Source organism: Variovorax sp. efr-133-TYG-130 (assembly GCF_030208835.1).
Classification (GTDB): domain Bacteria; phylum Pseudomonadota; class Gammaproteobacteria; order Burkholderiales; family Burkholderiaceae_C; genus Variovorax.
This window is the reverse complement of record NZ_JARVTD010000024.1, coordinates 1-17,936: the sequence shown is the minus strand read 5'-3', so window position 1 is coordinate 17,936 and position 17,936 is coordinate 1. Positions and strand designations below refer to the sequence as shown.

Genomic DNA, 17,936 nt, shown 5'->3' with positions numbered 1-17,936 from the left:
CTTTCGACCTATTCTCATGAGAACACGCGCGGCCCCGGCCGCGCTGCCTGACCTTGTCCAACGTGCCACCGCCCATCACTCCCACCGACCTTCTGGCCGGTTCGCGGGCAATAGAGCCCGTCGAGGTCGACCTGTCCAATTGCGACCTGGAGCCGATCCGTGTGCCGGGCTCGATCCAGCCGCACGGCCGCATGCTGGTGCTCCAGCCCGAGTCGCTGGCGCTCGTCGCATGGAGCGAGAACTGGCCCGACGCCGAACTGTCCGCCGCGCTGGCGGCGGTTCGCGGCATGGCCCTGCCGGCGCTGCCGCCGGGCGGCTCGCCGGTGTCGCTCGGCGCGATGAATCTGGCGCACGCGTTCTTCGACACTTCCGCGCACCGCAGCGACAACCACCTGATCGTCGAGTTCGAGGCGGCTTCACCTCCGGGCGGCAACGAGGCGCCCATCTACTCGCTGGGCCGCGTCTTCCTGCCGCGGCTGCAGGAGGCGGCCACGGTGGCCGAGCTGTGCGGCCTGGCCGCGCGCGAGATGAAGCGGCTCACCGGCTTTGGCCGCTGCCTGGTCTACCGCTTCGACGCGGCCGGCCACGGCGAGGTGCTGGCCGAGGAGGCCGACCCCGGCTACGACAGCTACGACGGCCATCACTTCCCCGCTTCCGACATTCCGCGCCAGGCGAGGGCGCTGTACCTCGTCAACCATTTCCGGCTGATCGCCGATGCCAACTACCAGCCGGTGCGCCTGCTCGCCACCGACGCCGCGCTCACCGCCGCGGACATCGACCTGTCGCAGGCGCAACTGCGCAGCGTCTCGCCGATCCACCTCGAATACATGCGCAACATGGGCACGCTGGCGTCCATGTCGGTGTCGATCATCATCGACGGCAAGCTGTGGGGGCTGATCTCGTGCCACGACCATGCCGCGCGCTTTCTCGACACGGGCACGCGGCTCGCGTGCGAGCACCTGGGCCAGTTGCTGTCGCTGCAGATCCAGTCGAAGGAAAGCAACGGCGAGGTGGCCGAGCGGCTCGAGTTGCGCCAGCTCACGCTGCAGATCGTCTCGCACCTGTCCGAGAGCGACGCCACGCTGCAGCACCTCACGGCCGAGGTGTCGCTGATGCTGCGCGTGATGCGCGCCACCGGTGCCGCCGTGGTGCTCGACGACGAGGTCTGGTGCGTGGGCGAGGTGCCCGCGCGGGCGCATGTGCAGGAACTCGCGGAATGGATCGCCGGGCTCGGCGTGGAGGTCTACGAAAGCAATGCGCTGGCTGAGCATTTCGCGCCCGCGGGGCAGTTCATCGACGTAGCGGCGGGCGTGCTCGCCATCTCCATCTCTCAGGTGCACCGGCACCTGATCCTCTGGTTCCGGCCCGAGATCGTGCAGACCGTGCGCTGGGCTGGCGACCCGCAGAAGCCGCAGGCCGTGGTCAACGGACGCATGCATCCGCGCCTGAGCTTCGCGAGCTGGGTCGAGCACATCCGGGGCCGCTCCACGGCCTGGACGGCGGCCGAAGTCGGCGCGGCCGGCGAGCTGCGACAGGCGCTGATCGGCATCGTGCTGCGCCGTGCCGAGGAACTGGCTTCCGTGGCCTCCGAGCTGGGCCGCGTCAACAAGGAGCTGGAGGCTTTTTCGTACACCGTGTCGCACGACCTGCGCGCGCCCATGCGGCATATTTCAGGCTACGTCGACCTGGTGGCCCAGAGCGAGGGCAAGCAGCTCAGTGCCCGGGCCCATCGCTACCTTTCGCACGTCAAGGACGCCGCCGCTTTCGCGGGGCAGATGGTCGATGCGCTGCTCGACTTCTCGCGCATGGGCCGCTCCGCGCTCAAGCAGCGCGAGGTCGACAGCGGCTCGCTGGTCGATGGCCTGGTGCGCGAGCTGAAGCGGCTGGAGCCGCAGCGCAATGTCGAATGGCAGATCGACCCCGATCTCCCGCTGCTCTACGCCGACCCGCTGCTGCTGCAGGTGGCGGTGCGCAACCTGCTGGCCAACGCGGTCAAGTATTCGCGCACCCGCAACCCGTCGCGCATCGTGGTGCGCGCCATCCGCAGCGACCTGGGCGACGGGCTCGAGGTGCAGGACAACGGCGTGGGCTTCCAGATGAAATACGTCGACAAGCTGTTCGGCGTGTTCCAGCGGCTGCACCAGGCCGAGGATTTCGAAGGCACGGGCATCGGCCTGGCCAATGTGAAGCGGATCGTGGAGCGTCATGGCGGCACGGTCTGGGCAAAAGGGGAAGTCGACGCGGGGGCGAGCTTCGGCTTCATCCTGCCGCGCGCGGGCCCCGACAACGCGGCCGCCCCGACGGCGCCGGCCGCCAATGGAGAAGGACATGCTTAAGCCGATCCTGCTTGTCGAGGACGACAAGCGAGACCTCGAACTCACCCTCATCGCGCTGGAGCGCAGCCAACTCGCCAACGACGTGGTCGTGCTGCGCGACGGCGCACAGGCGCTCGAATACCTGCACCGCGAAGGCGAGCATGCGGACCGCATCGAAGGCAACCCGGCCGTGATCCTGCTGGACCTGAAGCTGCCCAAGGTGACCGGCCTCGAAGTTCTGCAGGCGGTGCGCGCCAGCCCGGCGCTGCGCAGCATTCCGGTGGTGATGCTGACCTCGTCGCAGGAAGAGTCGGACGTGCTGCGCAGCTACGAGCTGGGCGTGAACGCCTATGTGGTCAAGCCGGTGGCTTTCGATCGCTTCGTCTCGGCCATTGCCGAGCTGGGCGTGTTCTGGGCGGTGCTCAACGAGCCGCCGCCGGGTTCGCTGAAGGCGGCGCGCAAGCATGAATAGCGCGGGCGGCGCCGCTGCCGCGACACCGCAGCCTCCGGGCATCCTGATCCTCGAAGACTCCCGCTTCGACGTCGAACTGCTGATCGAGGCGCTGGCGCAGGCCCTGCCGTCGGCCACGACCCACGTGGTGCGCGACGAGCGCGGCTTCGTCGACGCGCTGAACAAGGGCGGCTTTTCGCTGATCCTGTCCGACTACGAGCTGCCGGGGTTCTCGGGCGCGCATGCGCTCGAGGTGGCGCGCCGCATGGCGCCGGAAACGCCTTTCATCTTCGTCTCGGGCGTGATCGGCGAGGACAACGCGGTCGAGCTGCTCAAGAGCGGTGCCACCGACTACGTGAGCAAGGGCCGCCTCGCGCGGCTGCCGGTGGTGCTGGACCGCGCGCTCAAGGAGGCCGCCGACCGCCGCGCCAAGGGGCTGGCGGAGCGCCGGCTGAACGCCGCCAACGCGGCCATCGTCGAAGCCGAGGCGCGCCGCCTCGCGCTGATGGAACTGGGCGACCGCATCCGCGACATGGACGAGCCGGGCGACATCGCCTATGCGGCGTCGGAAATGCTCGGGCAGCGCCTCGACGTGGACCGCGCCGGCTACGGCCTGGTGGACACGGCGGCCGAGACCATCGCCATCGCCCGCGACTGGACCGCGCCCGGCGTGGCCAGCCTGGCGGGCCTGCTGCACTTTCGCGACTATGGCTCCTACATCGAAGACCTGCGCCGCGGCGTGACCGTGGCCTTCGCCGACGCGCGCCTGGACCCGCGCACCCGCGACAACGCCGATGCGCTGGAAGCCATCACTGCACGCGCGGTGGTCAACATGCCGCTCACCGAACGCGGCGGGCTGGTCGGGCTGCTCTATCTCAACCATGGACAGGTACGGCCGTGGTCGCGCGACGAACTTGACTTCGTGCGCGAAGTCGGCGACCGCGTGCGCTCGGCCATCGCGCGGCGCGAGGCGCAGATCGAGCTGATGGCCTTCGCCGAATCCCTGGAGCGGCAGGTCGAGGCACGCACCCACGAGCGCGACCGCACCTGGGCCCTGAGCCAGGACCTGCTGGGCGTCGCCAATGAGCAGGGCTACTTCGTGAGCGTGAATCCGGCGTGGGAGACCGTGCTGGGCTGGAGCGCCGACGAGATACGCGCCATGCCGTTCCGCTCGCTGGTGCATGCCGACGACATGGTCCACACCGAGGCCGAGCTGGAGCGCCTGATGCGAGGCGAGCGCACCACCGGCTTCGAGAACCGCTACCGCACGAAGAGCGGCGGCTACCGCTGGCTCTCATGGACAGCCGTGCCCGACGACGGCCTGCTGTATGCCGCCGCGCGCGACATCACCGACCAGAAGGAGCGCGAGGCCGAGCTCGATGCCGCGCGCGAGCAATTGCGCCAGAGCCAGAAGCTGGAGGCCGTGGGACAGCTCACCGGCGGCCTGGCACACGACTTCAACAACCTGCTGGCCGCCATCAGCGGCAGCCTGGAACTGATGCGCCGGCGCGGCCTGGACGGCAAGCCGGCCGACATGGAGCGCTACGTGGGCGTGGCGCAGGGCGCGGTCAAGCGCGCGGCGGCGCTCACGCACCGGCTGCTGGCCTTTTCGCGGCGCCAGACGCTGGAGCCCAAGCCGCTGAACGCCAACCGGCTGGTGACGGAGATGGAGGAACTGCTGCGCCGCACCCTCGGCCCGCACATCGCGCTGGAGACGGTGGCGGCCGTGGGCCTGTGGAACGTGCACGCCGACCCGGGCCAGCTGGAGAATGCGCTGCTCAACCTGTGCATCAACGCACGAGACGCCATGCCCGAGGGCGGCACGCTGGTCATCGAGACCGCCAACCGCTGGATCGATTCGCGAACCGCGCGCGACCGCGAGCTGCCGATGGGGCAGTACGTGTCGCTCACCGTCAGCGACAACGGCGTGGGCATGCCGCCCGAAGTGGTGGCGCGCGCCTTCGATCCCTTCTTCACGACCAAGCCGATCGGCATGGGCACGGGCCTGGGCCTGTCGATGATCTACGGCTTCGCCAAGCAGTCGGGCGGGCAGGTGCGCATCTACTCGGAAGTCGGCAAGGGCACCTCGGTCAGCATCTACCTGCCACGGCACGACATGCAGGAAGAGGTGCCGGCCGCGCCGGCCGAGGCCGTGTTCGCGCCGCGCGCGGACCAGGGCGACACCGTGCTCGTGCTGGACGACGAACCCGCGCTGCGCATGATCATCGTCGAGGTGATGCAGGGGCTGGGCTACGCCACGCTGGAGGCCGGCGACGGCGCCGAGGCGCTGCGCATCCTGCAGTCGCCGCGCCAGCGCATCGACCTGCTGGTGAGCGACGTGGGCCTGCCCGGCGGCATGAACGGCCGGCAGGTGGCCGACGCCGCGCGCATCGCGCGGCCCGGCCTCAAGGTGCTGTTCATCACGGGCTACGCGGAGAACGCCGTGCTGAGCCACGGGCACCTGGACCCCGGCATGCACGTGATGACCAAGCCCTTCGAGATGGACGTGCTGGCGCGCCGCGTCAAGCAGCTGATCGAAAGCCGCTAGGGCTGGGCGGACGCCGTGAGCACCGCCTCGTCGCCCGGATCGAAGGGCGGCGGGCCGCGCGGTGCCGGGTTTTCCCCGGCTGCCGCAGCGCTTGCGTTCCGCTCAGCGCGCGGTCAGCGGCTCCAGCCCGGTCTTCGCGATGGTCGGCGCGGCGGCCGGCGAGTTGAGGTAGCGGATCAGCTGTTTCGCCGCCTCGGGCTGCTTCGAAGCGGTGGCGATGCCGGCCGAGAACACCGTCACGCGTTGCACCTCGGCGGGCAGCGGGCCGATGTAGTCGATGCCTTCTATCGGCAGCAGCTCGCTCACCTGCTGCAGCCCCAGCGCCGCGTCGCCGCGCGCCACCACCGAGCCGACGCGCTCGCTCAGGATGCGTTTGCTCTTGGGCTTCACCTGGGCCTCGATGCCCAGCTTCTTGAGCAGCTCGGTCTCGTAGTAGGTGCCGCTCGCGCTGGCCGAATAGGCGATCGACGGCGCGGCGATCAGGGTGCGCTTCAACGCATCGACAGTGCTGATGTCGGGCCTGGGCGCGCCCTTGCGCACCGCGAAGCCGATGGAAGAGCGCACCAGGTCGACCTGGCTGCCCGGCACCACCTTGCCCTGCGCGACCAGCGCGTCGAGCGCCGGACGCGCGAGGATCACCACGTCGGCCGGTTCGTTGCGCGCCAGGCGGCTGGGGATCGAGTCGTCGGCGTTGCCCATCGACGCGCCGTAGGCCGTCTTGACGCTGCGGCCGCTGCTGCGCTCGAAGGCCGGGCGCAGGTCGTTGTAGGCGGCGGTGAAGCCGCCGGAGGTCATGACATGGATGTCCGCGCTGGCTGCCGGGGGCTGCGTGCCGCCGATGCCGCCGCACCCGGCGAGTGCGAGGGCCGCGAGCAGGGGAAGGGCGGCGCGGCGGGTGAAGGAAGAGAAAGAGGGCTTCGTCACGGTGTCTCCAGTAGGAAGCGGCGGCGAACGGTGCCGCCCGCAGCCGTCATCGTAGAAGCCCTGGCTGTCATTCCGCCCACGGCGGATTGGGGGTTATCACCGAGGCGGCGCCGGCTTGTCGTCGTCCTTCGCGTCCGCGGCCGGCAGCCGACCGCGCCTGGCCAGCCCTTCGCGCAGCAGGAACTCGACCTGCGCATTCGCGCTTCGCAGCTCTTGCGCCGCCAGGCGCTCGATCTCGGCCCACAGGGCGGGATCGATGCGCAGGGGATAGGATTTTTTTCCGGGACTGGCCATCAGGGAACGGGGGGCGGGGTCAGGTGTAAAGCGTACCCGTGTTGACGACGGGCTGTGTCTCGCGGTCGGAGCACAGCACCACCAGCAGGTTCGACACCATCGACGCCTTGCGCTCGTCGTCGAGCACCACGAGGTTGCGCTCCGACAGGCCGCGCAATGCCGCCTCGACCATGCCGACCGCGCCGGCCACGATCTGCTGCCGCGCGCTCACGATGGCCACCGCCTGCTGGCGGCGCAGCATCACCTGCGCGATCTCGGGGGCGTAGGCCAGGTGGGTGAGCTTGGCATCGAGCACTTCGACGCCGGCGCTCGCGAAGCGCTGGTTGAGCTCCGCCTTGAGCGCGTCGGCCACCGTGTCGAGCCCGGCGCGCAGCGTGGTCTCGTCGCTGGACAGGTCGTCGCCGCTGTCGTAGGCATAGAGGGTGGCCAGGTGGCGGATGGCGGCCTCCGCCTGGATGGCGACGAACTTGTTGTAGTCGTCTATTTCGAACACGGCCTGCGCGGTGTCGTGCACCCTCCACACCACCGCCGCGCCGATTTCCACCGGGTTGCCGCGCTTGTCGTTCACCTTCAGCGGCGGCGTGTTGAGGTTGCGCGCGCGCAGCGAGATCTTCTTGCCTGTCTGCAGCGGGTTGGTCCAGCGCAGGCCTTCGGTGCGGTCGGTGCCCTGGTACTCGCCGAAGAGCGTGAGGATGATGCCCTCGTTGGGCTGCAGCATGTAGAGACCGGGCACCAGCGCGAGCCCCGCCACGATAAGCAGCACGCTCGCCGGCGGCGGCATCAGGCGCTGCGCCATGGCGACCGCGCCGAGCACCATCAGCAGCACCGCCACCGCGACGATGCCGTAGCCGTTGATGGAGCGGTAGGGGCGCTCCTTGCGGATGGAGCGCGGGGTTGCGGGGGGCGTCTCGTTCATGGGTTCCTCCGTTGAAAGTGATATCACTTTAATATCTTTTTTGAGCCCGCTCAAGATTTTTCTGACGGCGATCCGCCTTTACCCCTGGTTTACCGGCGCGCAATCCACTGGACAGCCGCGGCTCCTGAAATGCACCCTGGCCCTTTCCGGGCCTGCATCAAAGGATTCCAGGATGACGATGAAACTACCCCTGCAGCGGTTCGCGCTGGCCGCGGTATTGATCGCCGTGAGCGGCCACGGCTTCGCTCAGTTCGGCGGCGGTGGCGGTGGCGGTGGCATGGGTGGCGGCCGGCGCGGCGCGCGCAGCGACAACGCGTCGAGCCAGCGCACGGGCGACGGCCTGTCCACGCCCGCCACGGCGGCGGCCAAGGTGCGCGACAAGCTCTACGACCTGCGGCTGCAGTTGATGGTCACCCCGGAACAGTCGCCGCTGTGGGACCGTTTCTCGGACGCCGTGTGGGACCTGGCCGGTCGCGGCGGCTTGGCCAGCGCGGCGTCGGCGGACGACCAGACCGCGGTGCAGTTCGCGCAGCAGCGCGCAACGCTGGCAGCAGACCGGGCCCGCCGCGCACAGGCAGTGAGCGATGCGCTCTCCAGCCTCTACGACACGCTGTCGCCCGAGCAGCGCCACATCGCGGACCAGAACCTGCCCGCCGTCATTCCCTGACGGGTTCGCGGCCCTGCGGCTTCAGGTGCCGAGGTCGAAGCAGCAGCCCGCGTAGTAGGGCTTGTCTCCGCCGTCCACGAAGGGCACCTCGATCGGCTTGCCTTCGTTGCGCCAGGCATCGCGCTTCTTGTAGCCCGAGCGCATGAGCTCAGCCATCAGCTCGTCGTAGTGTTCGATGCGATAGGGGCACACTGCCACGCCGATGCTGTTGAGCGTGTAGATCGTGCGCTCTGGATGCACCGCCGTCGTGTTCAGGATGATGCGCCTGGGCTTGACCGCCAGCGACGCAAGAATCGCGTCGATGCGCTGCGGCAGGTATTGCAGGCTGCCCGAGGCATACAGCAGGTCGCAGCCGCTGGCGTCGCGCGGGTCGGTGGTGAAGTCGAGCTGCGCCGTGGCCTCGCGCTGCACCGCCAGCGCGCGCCCGCTTTCGACCACGCCGGGCACGTCGCACACGGTCCAGTGCAGGTCGTCGGGGTAGCTCAGCACCCGCCGGAACGCGTAGTACTTGATGCCGATGTGCCCGCCCAGGTCGAACACCCGCGTGAGGCCCGCATCGATCGAACGCCCGAGCCAGAAAAGCGCCGGGTAGTCGTAGAAATAGATCTGCGGGCTGTAGAGCTTGGCGGCCTCCGCGTTGTCGTAGCCCACTGCCTTGCTGGGCGGCGCGCCGGCCTCGGCCGCGGCGAAACTCTCGAACGAGCCCATGAAGAGGTTCTCGTCCTGGTTGTTGAGGAACTTGCGCTTGTAGGCGCTTTCGCGGGGCGGAAACTGCAGAAGGCTTGACAGCATTTGTTTGCTCCGGTGGCGCCTGATTCTGAGCGCGACAGGGGCCTCGAAGGGGCAAAGCCCTGCGCCGTTGGGGCGGTTACCCCTCGGGGGTTACCTACCGTTCGCGCCCCGGGTGTCCGGCATCACACCAGTTGCCCGCTCGCCAGCGCCGCGGCCGCAGCCCGCGTCTCCACCCCCAGCTTCTCGAAGATGTGCTCCAGGTGCTTGTTCACCGTGCGCGGGCTGGTGCCCAGGATTTCGCCGATGTCGCGGTTGGTCTTGCCCTTGGCGAGCCATGACAGCACCTCGGTCTCGCGCGGCGTGAGCGCCGCTTCCGCCAGCCGCGTGGCCGGGCCTTCGCGCTGCATCGCGAACAGCAGCATGGTCTCGCCGAGCGCCGCGGCGCCCAGGTTGCGCACCGACAGCCGCATGCCCGTGGCGGTGCCTACCGCAACGGCCGCGCCCGGCGCCAGTGCCGCTTCGAGCGAGGCGGGCAGCAGGCCCGGTGCCACCGGGTCTTCCAGCGCATGCAGCCACAGCGCGGCCTGCGGCGAGCGCCACGCGATGCGCCCGCGCGTGTCGACGAACACCACGCCCATGCCGGCCACGTCGACCGCGTCGCGCGCCATGCGCGTGATGCGGGCGTTGCGCGCGTGCGTGTGCAGCCGCGCCAGAACTTCCTGCGCGCGGATCGGCTTTACCACGTAGTCGACACCGCCGCACTCGAAGCCCTCGACCACGTGCGAAGTCTCCGACAGCCCCGTCATGAACAGCACCGGAATGTGCGCGAGCGCCGGGTTGGCCTTGATGCGCCGGCAGGTCTCGAAGCCCGAGAGGCCGGGCATCAGGCCGTCGAGCAGGATCGCGTCGGGCACCACCAGCTCGAGCCGCTGCAGCGCGGCCTCGCCGTCGGCCGCCACCAGCACGGTGTAGCCGCTGGCCTCGAGCGTGTCGCACAGCATGCCCAGACTGCTGGGCGCGTCGTCGACCACCAGCACCACGGGGCGTTCGGCCGAGGGCGATTCAAGGGGAGAGGGTGTCAGCATCTTCTGCCAGTGCGTTGCGGAGGTTGTCGAGTTCGAAGCGCGCGACCATGCCGCGCAGCCAGGTGCAGGTAGCCGCCGCGGAGGGCGATGCGGCGGCCAGCCGGTCGAGCGCGGTGTGCAGGCCGCGCACGTGGCCCATCTGCACCAGCCGCATGAGTTCGGCGCGGTCGTCTTCCGACAGGTCGAGCCGGGGCGGACGCAGGGGCGTTTCGTCGTCATCGGCGGCGGGTGGCTGCGCATCGCCGGGCGAAAGCCATTCGAGCCCGAGGTGGCGTTCCAGCGTCGCGATCAGCTCCGACTCGATCACCGGCTTGCCCACGAAGGCCTGGCAGCCCGCGGCGCGCAGCCGCTCGGCCTGGTTCTCGAACATGTTGGCGGAGACGATGATGATCGGGATGTCGCGGAAGCCCGAGGCGCGCACCGACGTGGCGGTCTGCCAGCCGTCCATGTCGTCCATCGTCAGGTCGAGCAGGATGGCCGACGGCAGCTCCTCGCGCAGGCTGTCCAGGCACTCGGTGCCGCTCGCGGCCTCGCGCACCTCGAAGCCCAGCGGCACGAGCATGCCGGCGAGCATCTGGCGCTGCACCGGCTGGTCGTCGACCACCAGCAGCGTGCGGCGCGCGCCGAGGTAGCCCGACACCGGCTGGCGCGGCGCCCCCGCCCTGGCCTGCGGGCCGGGGTCGGCCACCTCGCGCAGGTACACGCGCACGCTGAAGGTGCTGCCTTGCGACGAAGTCGAGGCCAGCTTCAGTTCGCCGCCCATCAGCGAGGTCAGCAGCCCGGTGATGGTGAGGCCCAGCCCCGTGCCGGGCTCGCCCCTGCGCCGGCCGGCCGCGCCGCGCTCGAAGGGCAGGAAGATGCGCTGGTGGTCTTGCGGCGCCACGCCGATGCCGGTGTCGACTACGTCGAAGCGCAGCACCTCGCGGCGCGCATCCACGTGCAGCGTCACCGTGCCGCTGTCGGTGAAGCGCACCGCATTCGTCAGCAGGTTGATGAGGATCTGCCGCAGCCACTTGGCGTCGGCATGCACCCAGGGCGGCAGCCGGCCGGCATGCGTGTAGACGAAGGCCAGGCCCTTGTTCTCGGCCTGCGGCCGCACCATGTGCACCAGCTGGTCCAGAAAGGCCGGCAGCGCCAGCGGCGCGGGCTCCAGCTGCAGCCGGCCGGCCTCGATGCGCGCCAGGTCGAGCAGCCCGTCGATCAGGCCCAGCATGTGTTCGCCGCTGCGGTGGATGGTCTGCACCGCTTCGCGCGGCGGCGTGACTGCGTCGCCCTTGAGCAGGATCTGCGAGTAGCCCAGGATGCTGTTGAGCGGCGTGCGCAGCTCGTGCGTCATGCCGGCCACATAACGCGTCTTGGCCTGGTTGGCGGCCTCTGCGGCTTCCTTGGCCGTCTGCAGCGCGGCGTCAGTGCGGCGGTGGGCCTCGATCTCCAGCGCGAGCAGGTTGTTGTGGCGGTTCGATTCCTCCTGCGCCATCTGCCGGCTTTCGCTGCCCAGCACCACCCACCATGCCGCCACCGCGGCCACCACCGACAGCAGCGCGAACACCTTCAGCAGGGCCGTGGCCATGGTCGAGTCGCTGGTGCCGGCGATGGCCTCCTGTGCATAGACCACGCCCACCACCGTGGCCAGCAGCGCGATGAGCGACGTGGCCACCAGCAGGTAGTGCGCCACGCGGAAGTTGAGCCGCGCCGACAGGGCCGGCGGCAGCAGCGCCTGCAGCCATCCGCTCATCTGCTCGGCCGCGCGCGAGTCGGTCTTGCAGCGGTCGTGGCAGCGCGATTCGAGCGTGCAGCACAGCGAGCAAATGGGTGCGCTGTAGGCCGGGCAGTGCGCCATGTCCTCCGACTCGAAGCTGTTGTCGCACACCGAGCATTTCACGCTCTGGCCGGGCGCCCAGCGCTCGATGTCGTTGCGCGCAAGGTAGTAGCGCCCGCGCGTGCGCCACGCCAGCAGCGGCGACACGGCCATGGCCGTGACCAGCGCGATGAAGGGCGAAAAAGCCTTGGCCCAATGCCCCAGCGCGCCCGAGTAGGCCAGCATCGCCAGCGCCGCCGCCACCAGCATCGCGACGAGACCCACCGGGTTGATGTCGTAGAGGTGCGCGCGCTTGAACTCGATGGCCTTCGGGCTCCAGCCCAGCGGCTTGTTGATGACCAGGTCGGCCACCAGCGCGCCGACCCAGGCGATGGCGATGTTGCTGTAGAAGCCCAGCACATGCTCCAGCGCCGCGAACACGCCCAGCGCCATCAGCAGTATCGCGATGACCACGTTGAACACCAGCCACACCACGCGCCCCGGGTGGCTGTGCGTGAGCCGGGCGAAGAAGTTCGACCACGCCAGCGAGCCCGCGTAGGCGTTGGTGAGGTTGATCTTCATCTGCGAGACCACCACGAACAGCACCGTCACGCCCAGCACCCAGGCCGGATCGCGCAGCACGTACGAGAAGCCGGTGAGGTACATCTGCGTGGGCTCTATCGCGTGGATGCCCGGTATCTCGTGCTGCAGCGCCAGGAAGGCGAGGAAGGCGCCGCCCATCATCTTCAGCATGCCCGGCACGATCCAGCCCGGCCCGGCGACCAGCACCGCCGTCCACCAGCGCACGCGGTTGGCGGCGGTCTTCTCGGGCAGGAAGCGCAGGTAGTCGACCTGCTCGCCGATCTGCACGACGAGCGAGAAAGCCACCGTGGCGGCGGCGCCGAACATCAGCGGGTCGAAGCCGCTGCTGTCGGAGGTGCGGCCCACGAGGCCGGTGAAGTCGGCGTACAGCTCGGGCTTCTTCACCAGCACCGCGACGAAGGGGCAGACGAACAGCACGATCCAGATCGGCTGCGTCCACAGCTGCAGCCCCGATATGAGCGTGATGCCGCGCGCCACCAGCGGAATGATGACGATCGACGACACCATGTACAGCAGCCACAGCGGCCAGTCCAGGTACATCTGCAGCGCCAGCGCGAGGATGGCCGCCTCCAGCGCGAAGAAGATGAAGGTGAAGCTCGCGTAGATCAGCGAGGTGAGGGTGGAGCCCAGGTAGCCGAAGCCCGCTCCGCGCGTGAGCAGGTCCATGTCCACGCCGTGGCGCGCCGCGTAGTACGAGATCGGCAGGCCCGTGAGGAAGGTGATGAGCCCGACGACCAGGATGGCCCATAGCGCGTTCGAGAACCCGTAGCTCAGCGCGATGGCCCCGCCGATGGCCTCCAGCGCCAGGAACGAAGTGGCGCCGAAGGCCGCGTTGGCCACGCGGAACTCCGACCACTTGCGAAAGCTGCGCGGCGTGTAGCGCAGGGCGTAGTCCTCCAGCGTCTCGTTCGCGACCCAGGCGTTGTAGTCGCGGCGGATGCGAAAGATCTTCTGTCCGGAGACGGATTGCATGGCGGGTTCTCGCGGCGGCGGTTGCATGGGGCGGGTACAGCAAGAAGCGCTCCCTGGGCCCTTTTTTCGCCGATCTCCGGCTCGCGAGTCTGCGGGCAGGGCGGGTTGTCGCCGCTACGTTGAATGACGTATTCGCGCATACGCCGCTGATTTCTAAAGTTCCAGCCATGGTGCTCGCGGCACCGTCCGATGCACTGCGATGGTGCGCGGCCTTCCTTTCCAACAACCTGCCTGGAGTTTCCTGATGTCGCGTGATTCCGATTCTTCCCTCGATGCCCTGGCATTGCGCCGCCGCCGTCTGCTGCAGGGCGCCGCGGCGCTGCCCGTGATGGGCCTGAGCGGCCTGAGCTTCGGCCAGGGGCAGTTCCCCACGGCCAAGGTCAACACCACCAAGCTCGCCGTGACCGACACCGAGGTGACGGTGGGCCAGCTGCATTCGTCCACCGGCACCATGGCCATCTCGGAAACCGGCTCGATCCAGGCCGAGCAACTGGCCATCGACCAGATCAACGCAATGGGCGGCGTGCTGGGCCGCAAGATCAAGGTCATCAAGGAAGACGGCGCCTCCGACTGGCCCACGTTCGCCGAGAAGTCGAAGAAGCTGCTGGTCAACGACCATTGCGCGGCCGTGTTCGGCTGCTGGACCAGCGCCTCGCGCAAGGCCGTGCTGCCGGTGTTCGAAAAGGAGAACGGCCTGCTGTACTACCCGACCTTCTACGAAGGCCTGGAGCAGAGCAAGAACGTGATCTATACGGGCCAGGAAGCCACGCAGCAGATCATCTGGGGCCTGGACTGGGGCGCGAAGGAGAAGAAGGCCAAGACCTTCTTCCTGGTGGGCTCCGACTACATCTGGCCGCGCACCTCGATGAAGATCGCGCGCAAGCACATCGAGAACTTCCAGAAGGGTTCGGTCAAGGGCGAGGAGTACTACCCGCTGGGCCACACCAACTTCAACTCGCTGATCAACAAGATCAAGGTGGCCAAGCCCGACTGCATCTTCGCGGCCGTGGTGGGCGGCTCGAACGTGGCCTTCTACAAGCAGCTCAAGGCCGCCGGCATCACCGGCGACAAGCAGTTCCTGCTGACGCTGGCCGTGACGGAAGACGAGATGACCGGCGTGGGCGGCGAGAACTTCGCGGGCTTCTATTCTTCGATGAAGTACTTCCAGACGCTGGACAACCCGAACAACAAGAAGTTCGTGGAAGCCTTCAAGGCCAAGTACGGCAAGGACGCCGTCATCGGCGACGTGACGCAGGCGGGCTACCTCGGCCCGTGGCTGTGGAAGGCCGCTGTGGAGAAGGCCGGCAGCTTCGACGTGGACAAGGTCGTGGCCAGCTCGCCCGGCATCGAGCTGAAGACGGCGCCCGAGGGCTACGTGAAGCTCGACGCCAACCACCACCTGTGGAGCAAGGCGCGCATCGGGCAGGGGCAACCGGATGGGACGTTCAAGGTGGTGGCGGAGTCGGCTGAGCTGATCAAGCCCGATCCGTTCCCGAAGGGCTACCAGTAATCCTGTCTTTCTCCCTCCCCCTCTGGGGGAGGGCAGGGGTGGGGGCGCGGCGGCTGTTGATGAAGCCTTGCGTTTGCCAGCGCCGCCGTGCCCCCATCCCAGCCTTCCCCCAGAGGGGGAAGGAGCCAACACCCCAACTTCGGAACAGCTTGCCATGACTCTGTCGGACATGATGAACATCGGCCTCATGCAGGGCTTCGCGGGGCTGAGCCTCTTCGCGGTGCTGCTGCTCATGGGGCTGGGCCTGGCGATCATCTTCGGCCAGATGGGCGTGATCAACATGGCGCATGGCGAGTTCATGACCATCGGCGCCTATTCGATCTACCTGGCCGCGCGCGTCACCGAAAGCCTGGCGCCCGAGTTCATGCCGTACTACTTCCCGATCGCCATCGCGCTGGCCTTCGTGTTCGCCTTCATCGCCGGCTGGATCGTGGAGTGGGTGCTGATACGCCATCTCTACAAGCGGCCGCTCGACACGCTGCTCGCCACCTGGGGCGTGAGCCTGGGGCTGCAGCAGATCTTTCGCACCTTCATCGGCCCCAAGGAAGTGAGCCCCACGCTGCCCGAGTGGCTCATGGGCTCCTGGACGCCGCATGAGGGCCTGGACATTCCGATCAACGGCCTCTTCGTGCTGGCGCTCACCGCGCTGGTGACGGGCGGTGTGCTGGTCGCGCTGCACAAGAGCCGCTGGGGCCTGCGGGTGCGCGCCACCGTGGCCAACCGCACGATGGCCAACGCCACCGGCATCGACACGAAGAAGACCGACCGCCTGACATTCGCCATCGGCTGCGGCATCGCCGGCGTGGCGGGCGCGGCCTTCACCACCATCGGCTCGACCGGGCCGACCTCGGGCTCGCTCTACATCGTGGACGCGTTCCTGGTCGTCACCTTCGGCGGCGCGGCCAGCCTCTTCGGCACCGTGGTCTCGGCCTTCGGTATTGCGCAGACCCAGTCGATCTCCGAGTTCTTCATGACCGGGTCGATGGCCAAGGTGCTGACGCTGTCGCTGATCGTGCTGATCCTGATGATGCGGCCCCAGGGACTCTTCGCCGTCAAGGTCCGCCGCTGATGAACCCGATTCCCTTGCAGGAGAACGTTCCGATGAATTTCATCAAGGCCTCGATCCAGCGCTACCAGCTCGGCAGCCTGCTGCTCCTGGTGCTGCTGCTCGCGGTGGTGCTGCCGCTGTCGCTCGACATCTTCCGCCTCAACCTCGTGGGCAAGTACCTCACCTACGCCTTCGTGGCCGTGGGCCTCGTCATGGTGTGGGGCTACGGCGGCGTGCTGAGCCTGGGGCAGGGCGTGTTCTTCGGCATCGGCGGGTATGCGATGGCGATGTTCCTCAAGCTCGAAGCCTCCGACCCCGTCGCCACCAAGATCCAGACCACGCCCGGCATCCCGGACTTCATGGACTGGAACCAGATCACCGAACTGCCCACGCTGTGGCTGCCCTTCAAGAGCCTGCCGCTGAGCCTCGCGCTGGTGGTGCTGGCGCCGATGGCGCTGGCCTGGCTCGTGAGCTTCGCGATGTTCAAGCGCCGGGTGGGCGGTGTGTACTTCGCGATCATCACGCAGGCGGTGGCGCTGATCTGCACCGTGCTCATCATCGGCCAGCAGGGCTACACCGGCGGCGTGAACGGCATGACCGACCTGAAGACCCTGCTGGGCTGGGACACGCGCACCGACGGCGCCAAGTACGTGCTGTATTACGTGTGCGTCGGCCTGCTGGTGCTGAGCATCCTGCTGTGCCGCTGGATCCAGACCAGCAAGCTGGGCACGCTGCTGCTGGCCATGCGCGACAAGGAAGACCGCGTGCGCTTCTCCGGCTACGACGTGTCGAACTTCAAGGTCTTCATCTTCTGCCTCGCAGCCGGGCTCTCGGGCATCGGCGGCGCGATGTTCGCGCTGCAGGTGGGCTTCATGTCGCCGAGCTTCGTGGGCATCGTGCCCTCCATCGAGATGGTGATCTTCTGCGCCGTCGGCGGACGCATGAGCCTGGTGGGCGCGGTCTACGGCGCGCTGCTGGTGAACGCGGGCAAGACGCTGTTCTCCGAGAGCTTCCCCGACCTGTGGCTGTTCCTGATGGCGGGCCTGTTCATCGGCGTGACCATGGCCTTTCCGATGGGGCTGGCCGGGGTGTGGGAAGAAAAGATCCGCCCGTGGTGGAAGTCGCGCCGGCAGGCGCTGCGCGATGCCGCCGTCAAACCGCCGGCATCAACCGCACCGGCAACGCCCGCAGCACAACCACCCGAGCCCGCGCTGCCTGAAGGCGTCGGCAGCCAGCGCGCCTGAACCGGAGCCACACATTCATGAGCAACACAGACTTCGCGCTGGCGGTGGAAGACCTCACCGTGTCCTTCGACGGCTTCAAGGCCATCGACGACCTCACGCTGTACATCGACCGCAATGAGCTGCGCGTGATCATCGGCCCCAACGGCGCCGGCAAGACCACGCTGCTCGACCTGATCTGCGGCAAGACGCGCGCCAGCGCCGGCAGCATCAAGTTCAAGAACACCGAGCTCACGAAGATGGCCGAGCACAAGCGGGTGCGGCTGGGCATCGGGCGCAAGTTCCAGACACCGTCGATCTACGAGAACCTGAGCGTGTTCCAGAACCTGGAGGTGTCGTTCCCCAAGGGGCGCTCGGTGTTCGGCGCATTGGCTTTCAAGTGCGACGACGAGGTCAAGGCCAAGGTGCAGGCGGTTGCGGAAGAGATCGGCCTGGCGGAGCGCCTCGATACCGAGGCCGGCTTGCTGAGCCACGGCCAGAAGCAGTGGCTGGAGATAGGGATGCTGCTGATGCAGGAGCCCGAGTTGCTGATGCTCGACGAGCCCATTGCCGGCATGAGCGCGCGCGAACGCGAGCTCACGGCCGACCTGCTCAACCGCATCTGCCAGAACCGCGCGGTGATCGTCATCGAGCACGACATGGCCTTCGTGAAGCAGATCGCGCACAAGGTCACGGTGATGCACCAGGGAAAGATCCTTGCCGAGGGGCCCATGGAGAAGGTGCAGGCGGATCCCAAGGTCATCGACGTTTATCTGGGGCACTAGATGACGCGCGGTTTTTCAGGGCGCGCTCACGCCGACGGGGTACCTTGCTCCGCGAATGTCCCCCGGCC

Annotated in this window: 14 protein-coding genes; 8 read left to right on the top strand and 6 right to left on the bottom strand. The window is 68.3% G+C overall.

What is annotated here, in order from left to right; translation table 11 throughout:
• The first annotated feature begins 62 nt into the window (after positions 1 to 62).
• The 3 genes from QRN67_RS20510 to QRN67_RS20500 are packed head-to-tail and all read left to right on the top strand — an operon-like array spanning position 63 to position 5,314.
• Entirely contained in the window at positions 63 to 2,336 is a 2,274-nt protein-coding gene (locus QRN67_RS20510) for an ATP-binding protein (protein ID WP_253819980.1), read from the top strand.
• A complete protein-coding gene (locus QRN67_RS20505) occupies positions 2,329 to 2,787 on the top strand; it encodes a response regulator (protein WP_081270138.1) in 459 nt (152 codons plus the stop codon). The genes QRN67_RS20510 and QRN67_RS20505 overlap by 8 nt, the downstream gene beginning before the upstream one ends.
• Positions 2,780 to 5,314: a response regulator gene (locus QRN67_RS20500; protein WP_285413314.1), complete on the top strand. Its 2,535-nt coding sequence runs from the start codon at positions 2,780 to 2,782 to the stop codon at positions 5,312 to 5,314. Before QRN67_RS20505 ends, QRN67_RS20500 begins: the two co-directional genes overlap by 8 nt.
• Before the next feature lie 102 nt (positions 5,315 to 5,416).
• Here QRN67_RS20500 and QRN67_RS20495 read toward each other — a convergent pair whose 3' ends face one another.
• From QRN67_RS20495 to QRN67_RS20485, 3 genes are all read right to left on the bottom strand, one after another.
• On the bottom strand, positions 5,417 to 6,238 hold the full coding sequence (locus QRN67_RS20495) for a substrate-binding domain-containing protein (RefSeq protein ID WP_081270136.1): 822 nt from the start codon (positions 6,236 to 6,238) through the stop codon (positions 5,417 to 5,419).
• 96 nt (positions 6,239 to 6,334) lie between these two features.
• Positions 6,335 to 6,532, bottom strand: coding sequence for a type II toxin-antitoxin system antitoxin (locus QRN67_RS20490; RefSeq protein WP_106934860.1), 198 nt, complete (start codon positions 6,530 to 6,532; stop codon positions 6,335 to 6,337).
• A gap of 19 nt (positions 6,533 to 6,551) precedes the next feature.
• On the bottom strand, positions 6,552 to 7,448 hold the full coding sequence (locus tag QRN67_RS20485; protein ID WP_106934859.1) for an SPFH domain-containing protein: 897 nt from the start codon (positions 7,446 to 7,448) through the stop codon (positions 6,552 to 6,554).
• Positions 7,449 to 7,620: 172 nt separating this feature from the next.
• Here QRN67_RS20485 and QRN67_RS20480 point away from each other — a divergent pair, with 172 nt between their 5' ends.
• On the top strand, positions 7,621 to 8,115 hold the full coding sequence (locus tag QRN67_RS20480) for a Spy/CpxP family protein refolding chaperone (RefSeq protein WP_285413313.1): 495 nt from the start codon (positions 7,621 to 7,623) through the stop codon (positions 8,113 to 8,115).
• A 21-nt stretch (positions 8,116 to 8,136) separates the two neighbouring features.
• On the opposite strand, the gene QRN67_RS20475 is transcribed toward QRN67_RS20480, so the two are convergent.
• The 3 genes from QRN67_RS20475 to QRN67_RS20465 form a co-directional block, all read right to left on the bottom strand.
• Entirely contained in the window at positions 8,137 to 8,907 is a 771-nt protein-coding gene (locus QRN67_RS20475) for a TIGR04325 family methyltransferase (RefSeq protein ID WP_106934857.1), read from the bottom strand.
• Positions 8,908 to 9,029: 122 nt separating this feature from the next.
• On the bottom strand, positions 9,030 to 9,932 hold the full coding sequence (locus QRN67_RS20470; protein WP_106934856.1) for a response regulator transcription factor: 903 nt from the start codon (positions 9,930 to 9,932) through the stop codon (positions 9,030 to 9,032).
• Complete coding sequence (locus QRN67_RS20465; RefSeq protein ID WP_199851928.1) at positions 9,910 to 13,305, bottom strand: hybrid sensor histidine kinase/response regulator; 3,396 nt, start codon at positions 13,303 to 13,305, stop codon at positions 9,910 to 9,912. The genes QRN67_RS20470 and QRN67_RS20465 overlap by 23 nt, the downstream gene beginning before the upstream one ends.
• A gap of 244 nt (positions 13,306 to 13,549) precedes the next feature.
• Between QRN67_RS20465 and urtA the strand changes: the two genes are divergently transcribed.
• The 4 genes from urtA to urtD all read left to right on the top strand — a co-directional run bounded on the left by urtA (position 13,550) and on the right by urtD (position 17,868).
• Complete coding sequence (gene urtA / locus QRN67_RS20460; protein WP_106934854.1) at positions 13,550 to 14,815, top strand: urea ABC transporter substrate-binding protein; 1,266 nt, start codon at positions 13,550 to 13,552, stop codon at positions 14,813 to 14,815.
• Positions 14,816 to 14,969: 154 nt separating this feature from the next.
• Complete coding sequence (gene urtB / locus QRN67_RS20455) at positions 14,970 to 15,884, top strand: urea ABC transporter permease subunit UrtB (protein ID WP_081270128.1); 915 nt, start codon at positions 14,970 to 14,972, stop codon at positions 15,882 to 15,884.
• A gap of 32 nt (positions 15,885 to 15,916) precedes the next feature.
• Positions 15,917 to 17,107: an urea ABC transporter permease subunit UrtC gene (gene urtC / locus QRN67_RS20450; RefSeq protein ID WP_285413312.1), complete on the top strand. Its 1,191-nt coding sequence runs from the start codon at positions 15,917 to 15,919 to the stop codon at positions 17,105 to 17,107.
• A 17-nt stretch (positions 17,108 to 17,124) separates the two neighbouring features.
• The gene (gene urtD, locus QRN67_RS20445) at positions 17,125 to 17,868 is read left to right on the top strand and encodes an urea ABC transporter ATP-binding protein UrtD (RefSeq protein ID WP_285413311.1); all 744 of its coding nucleotides are present in this window, start codon (positions 17,125 to 17,127) and stop codon (positions 17,866 to 17,868) included.
• The last annotated feature ends 68 nt before the right edge of the window (positions 17,869 to 17,936 follow it).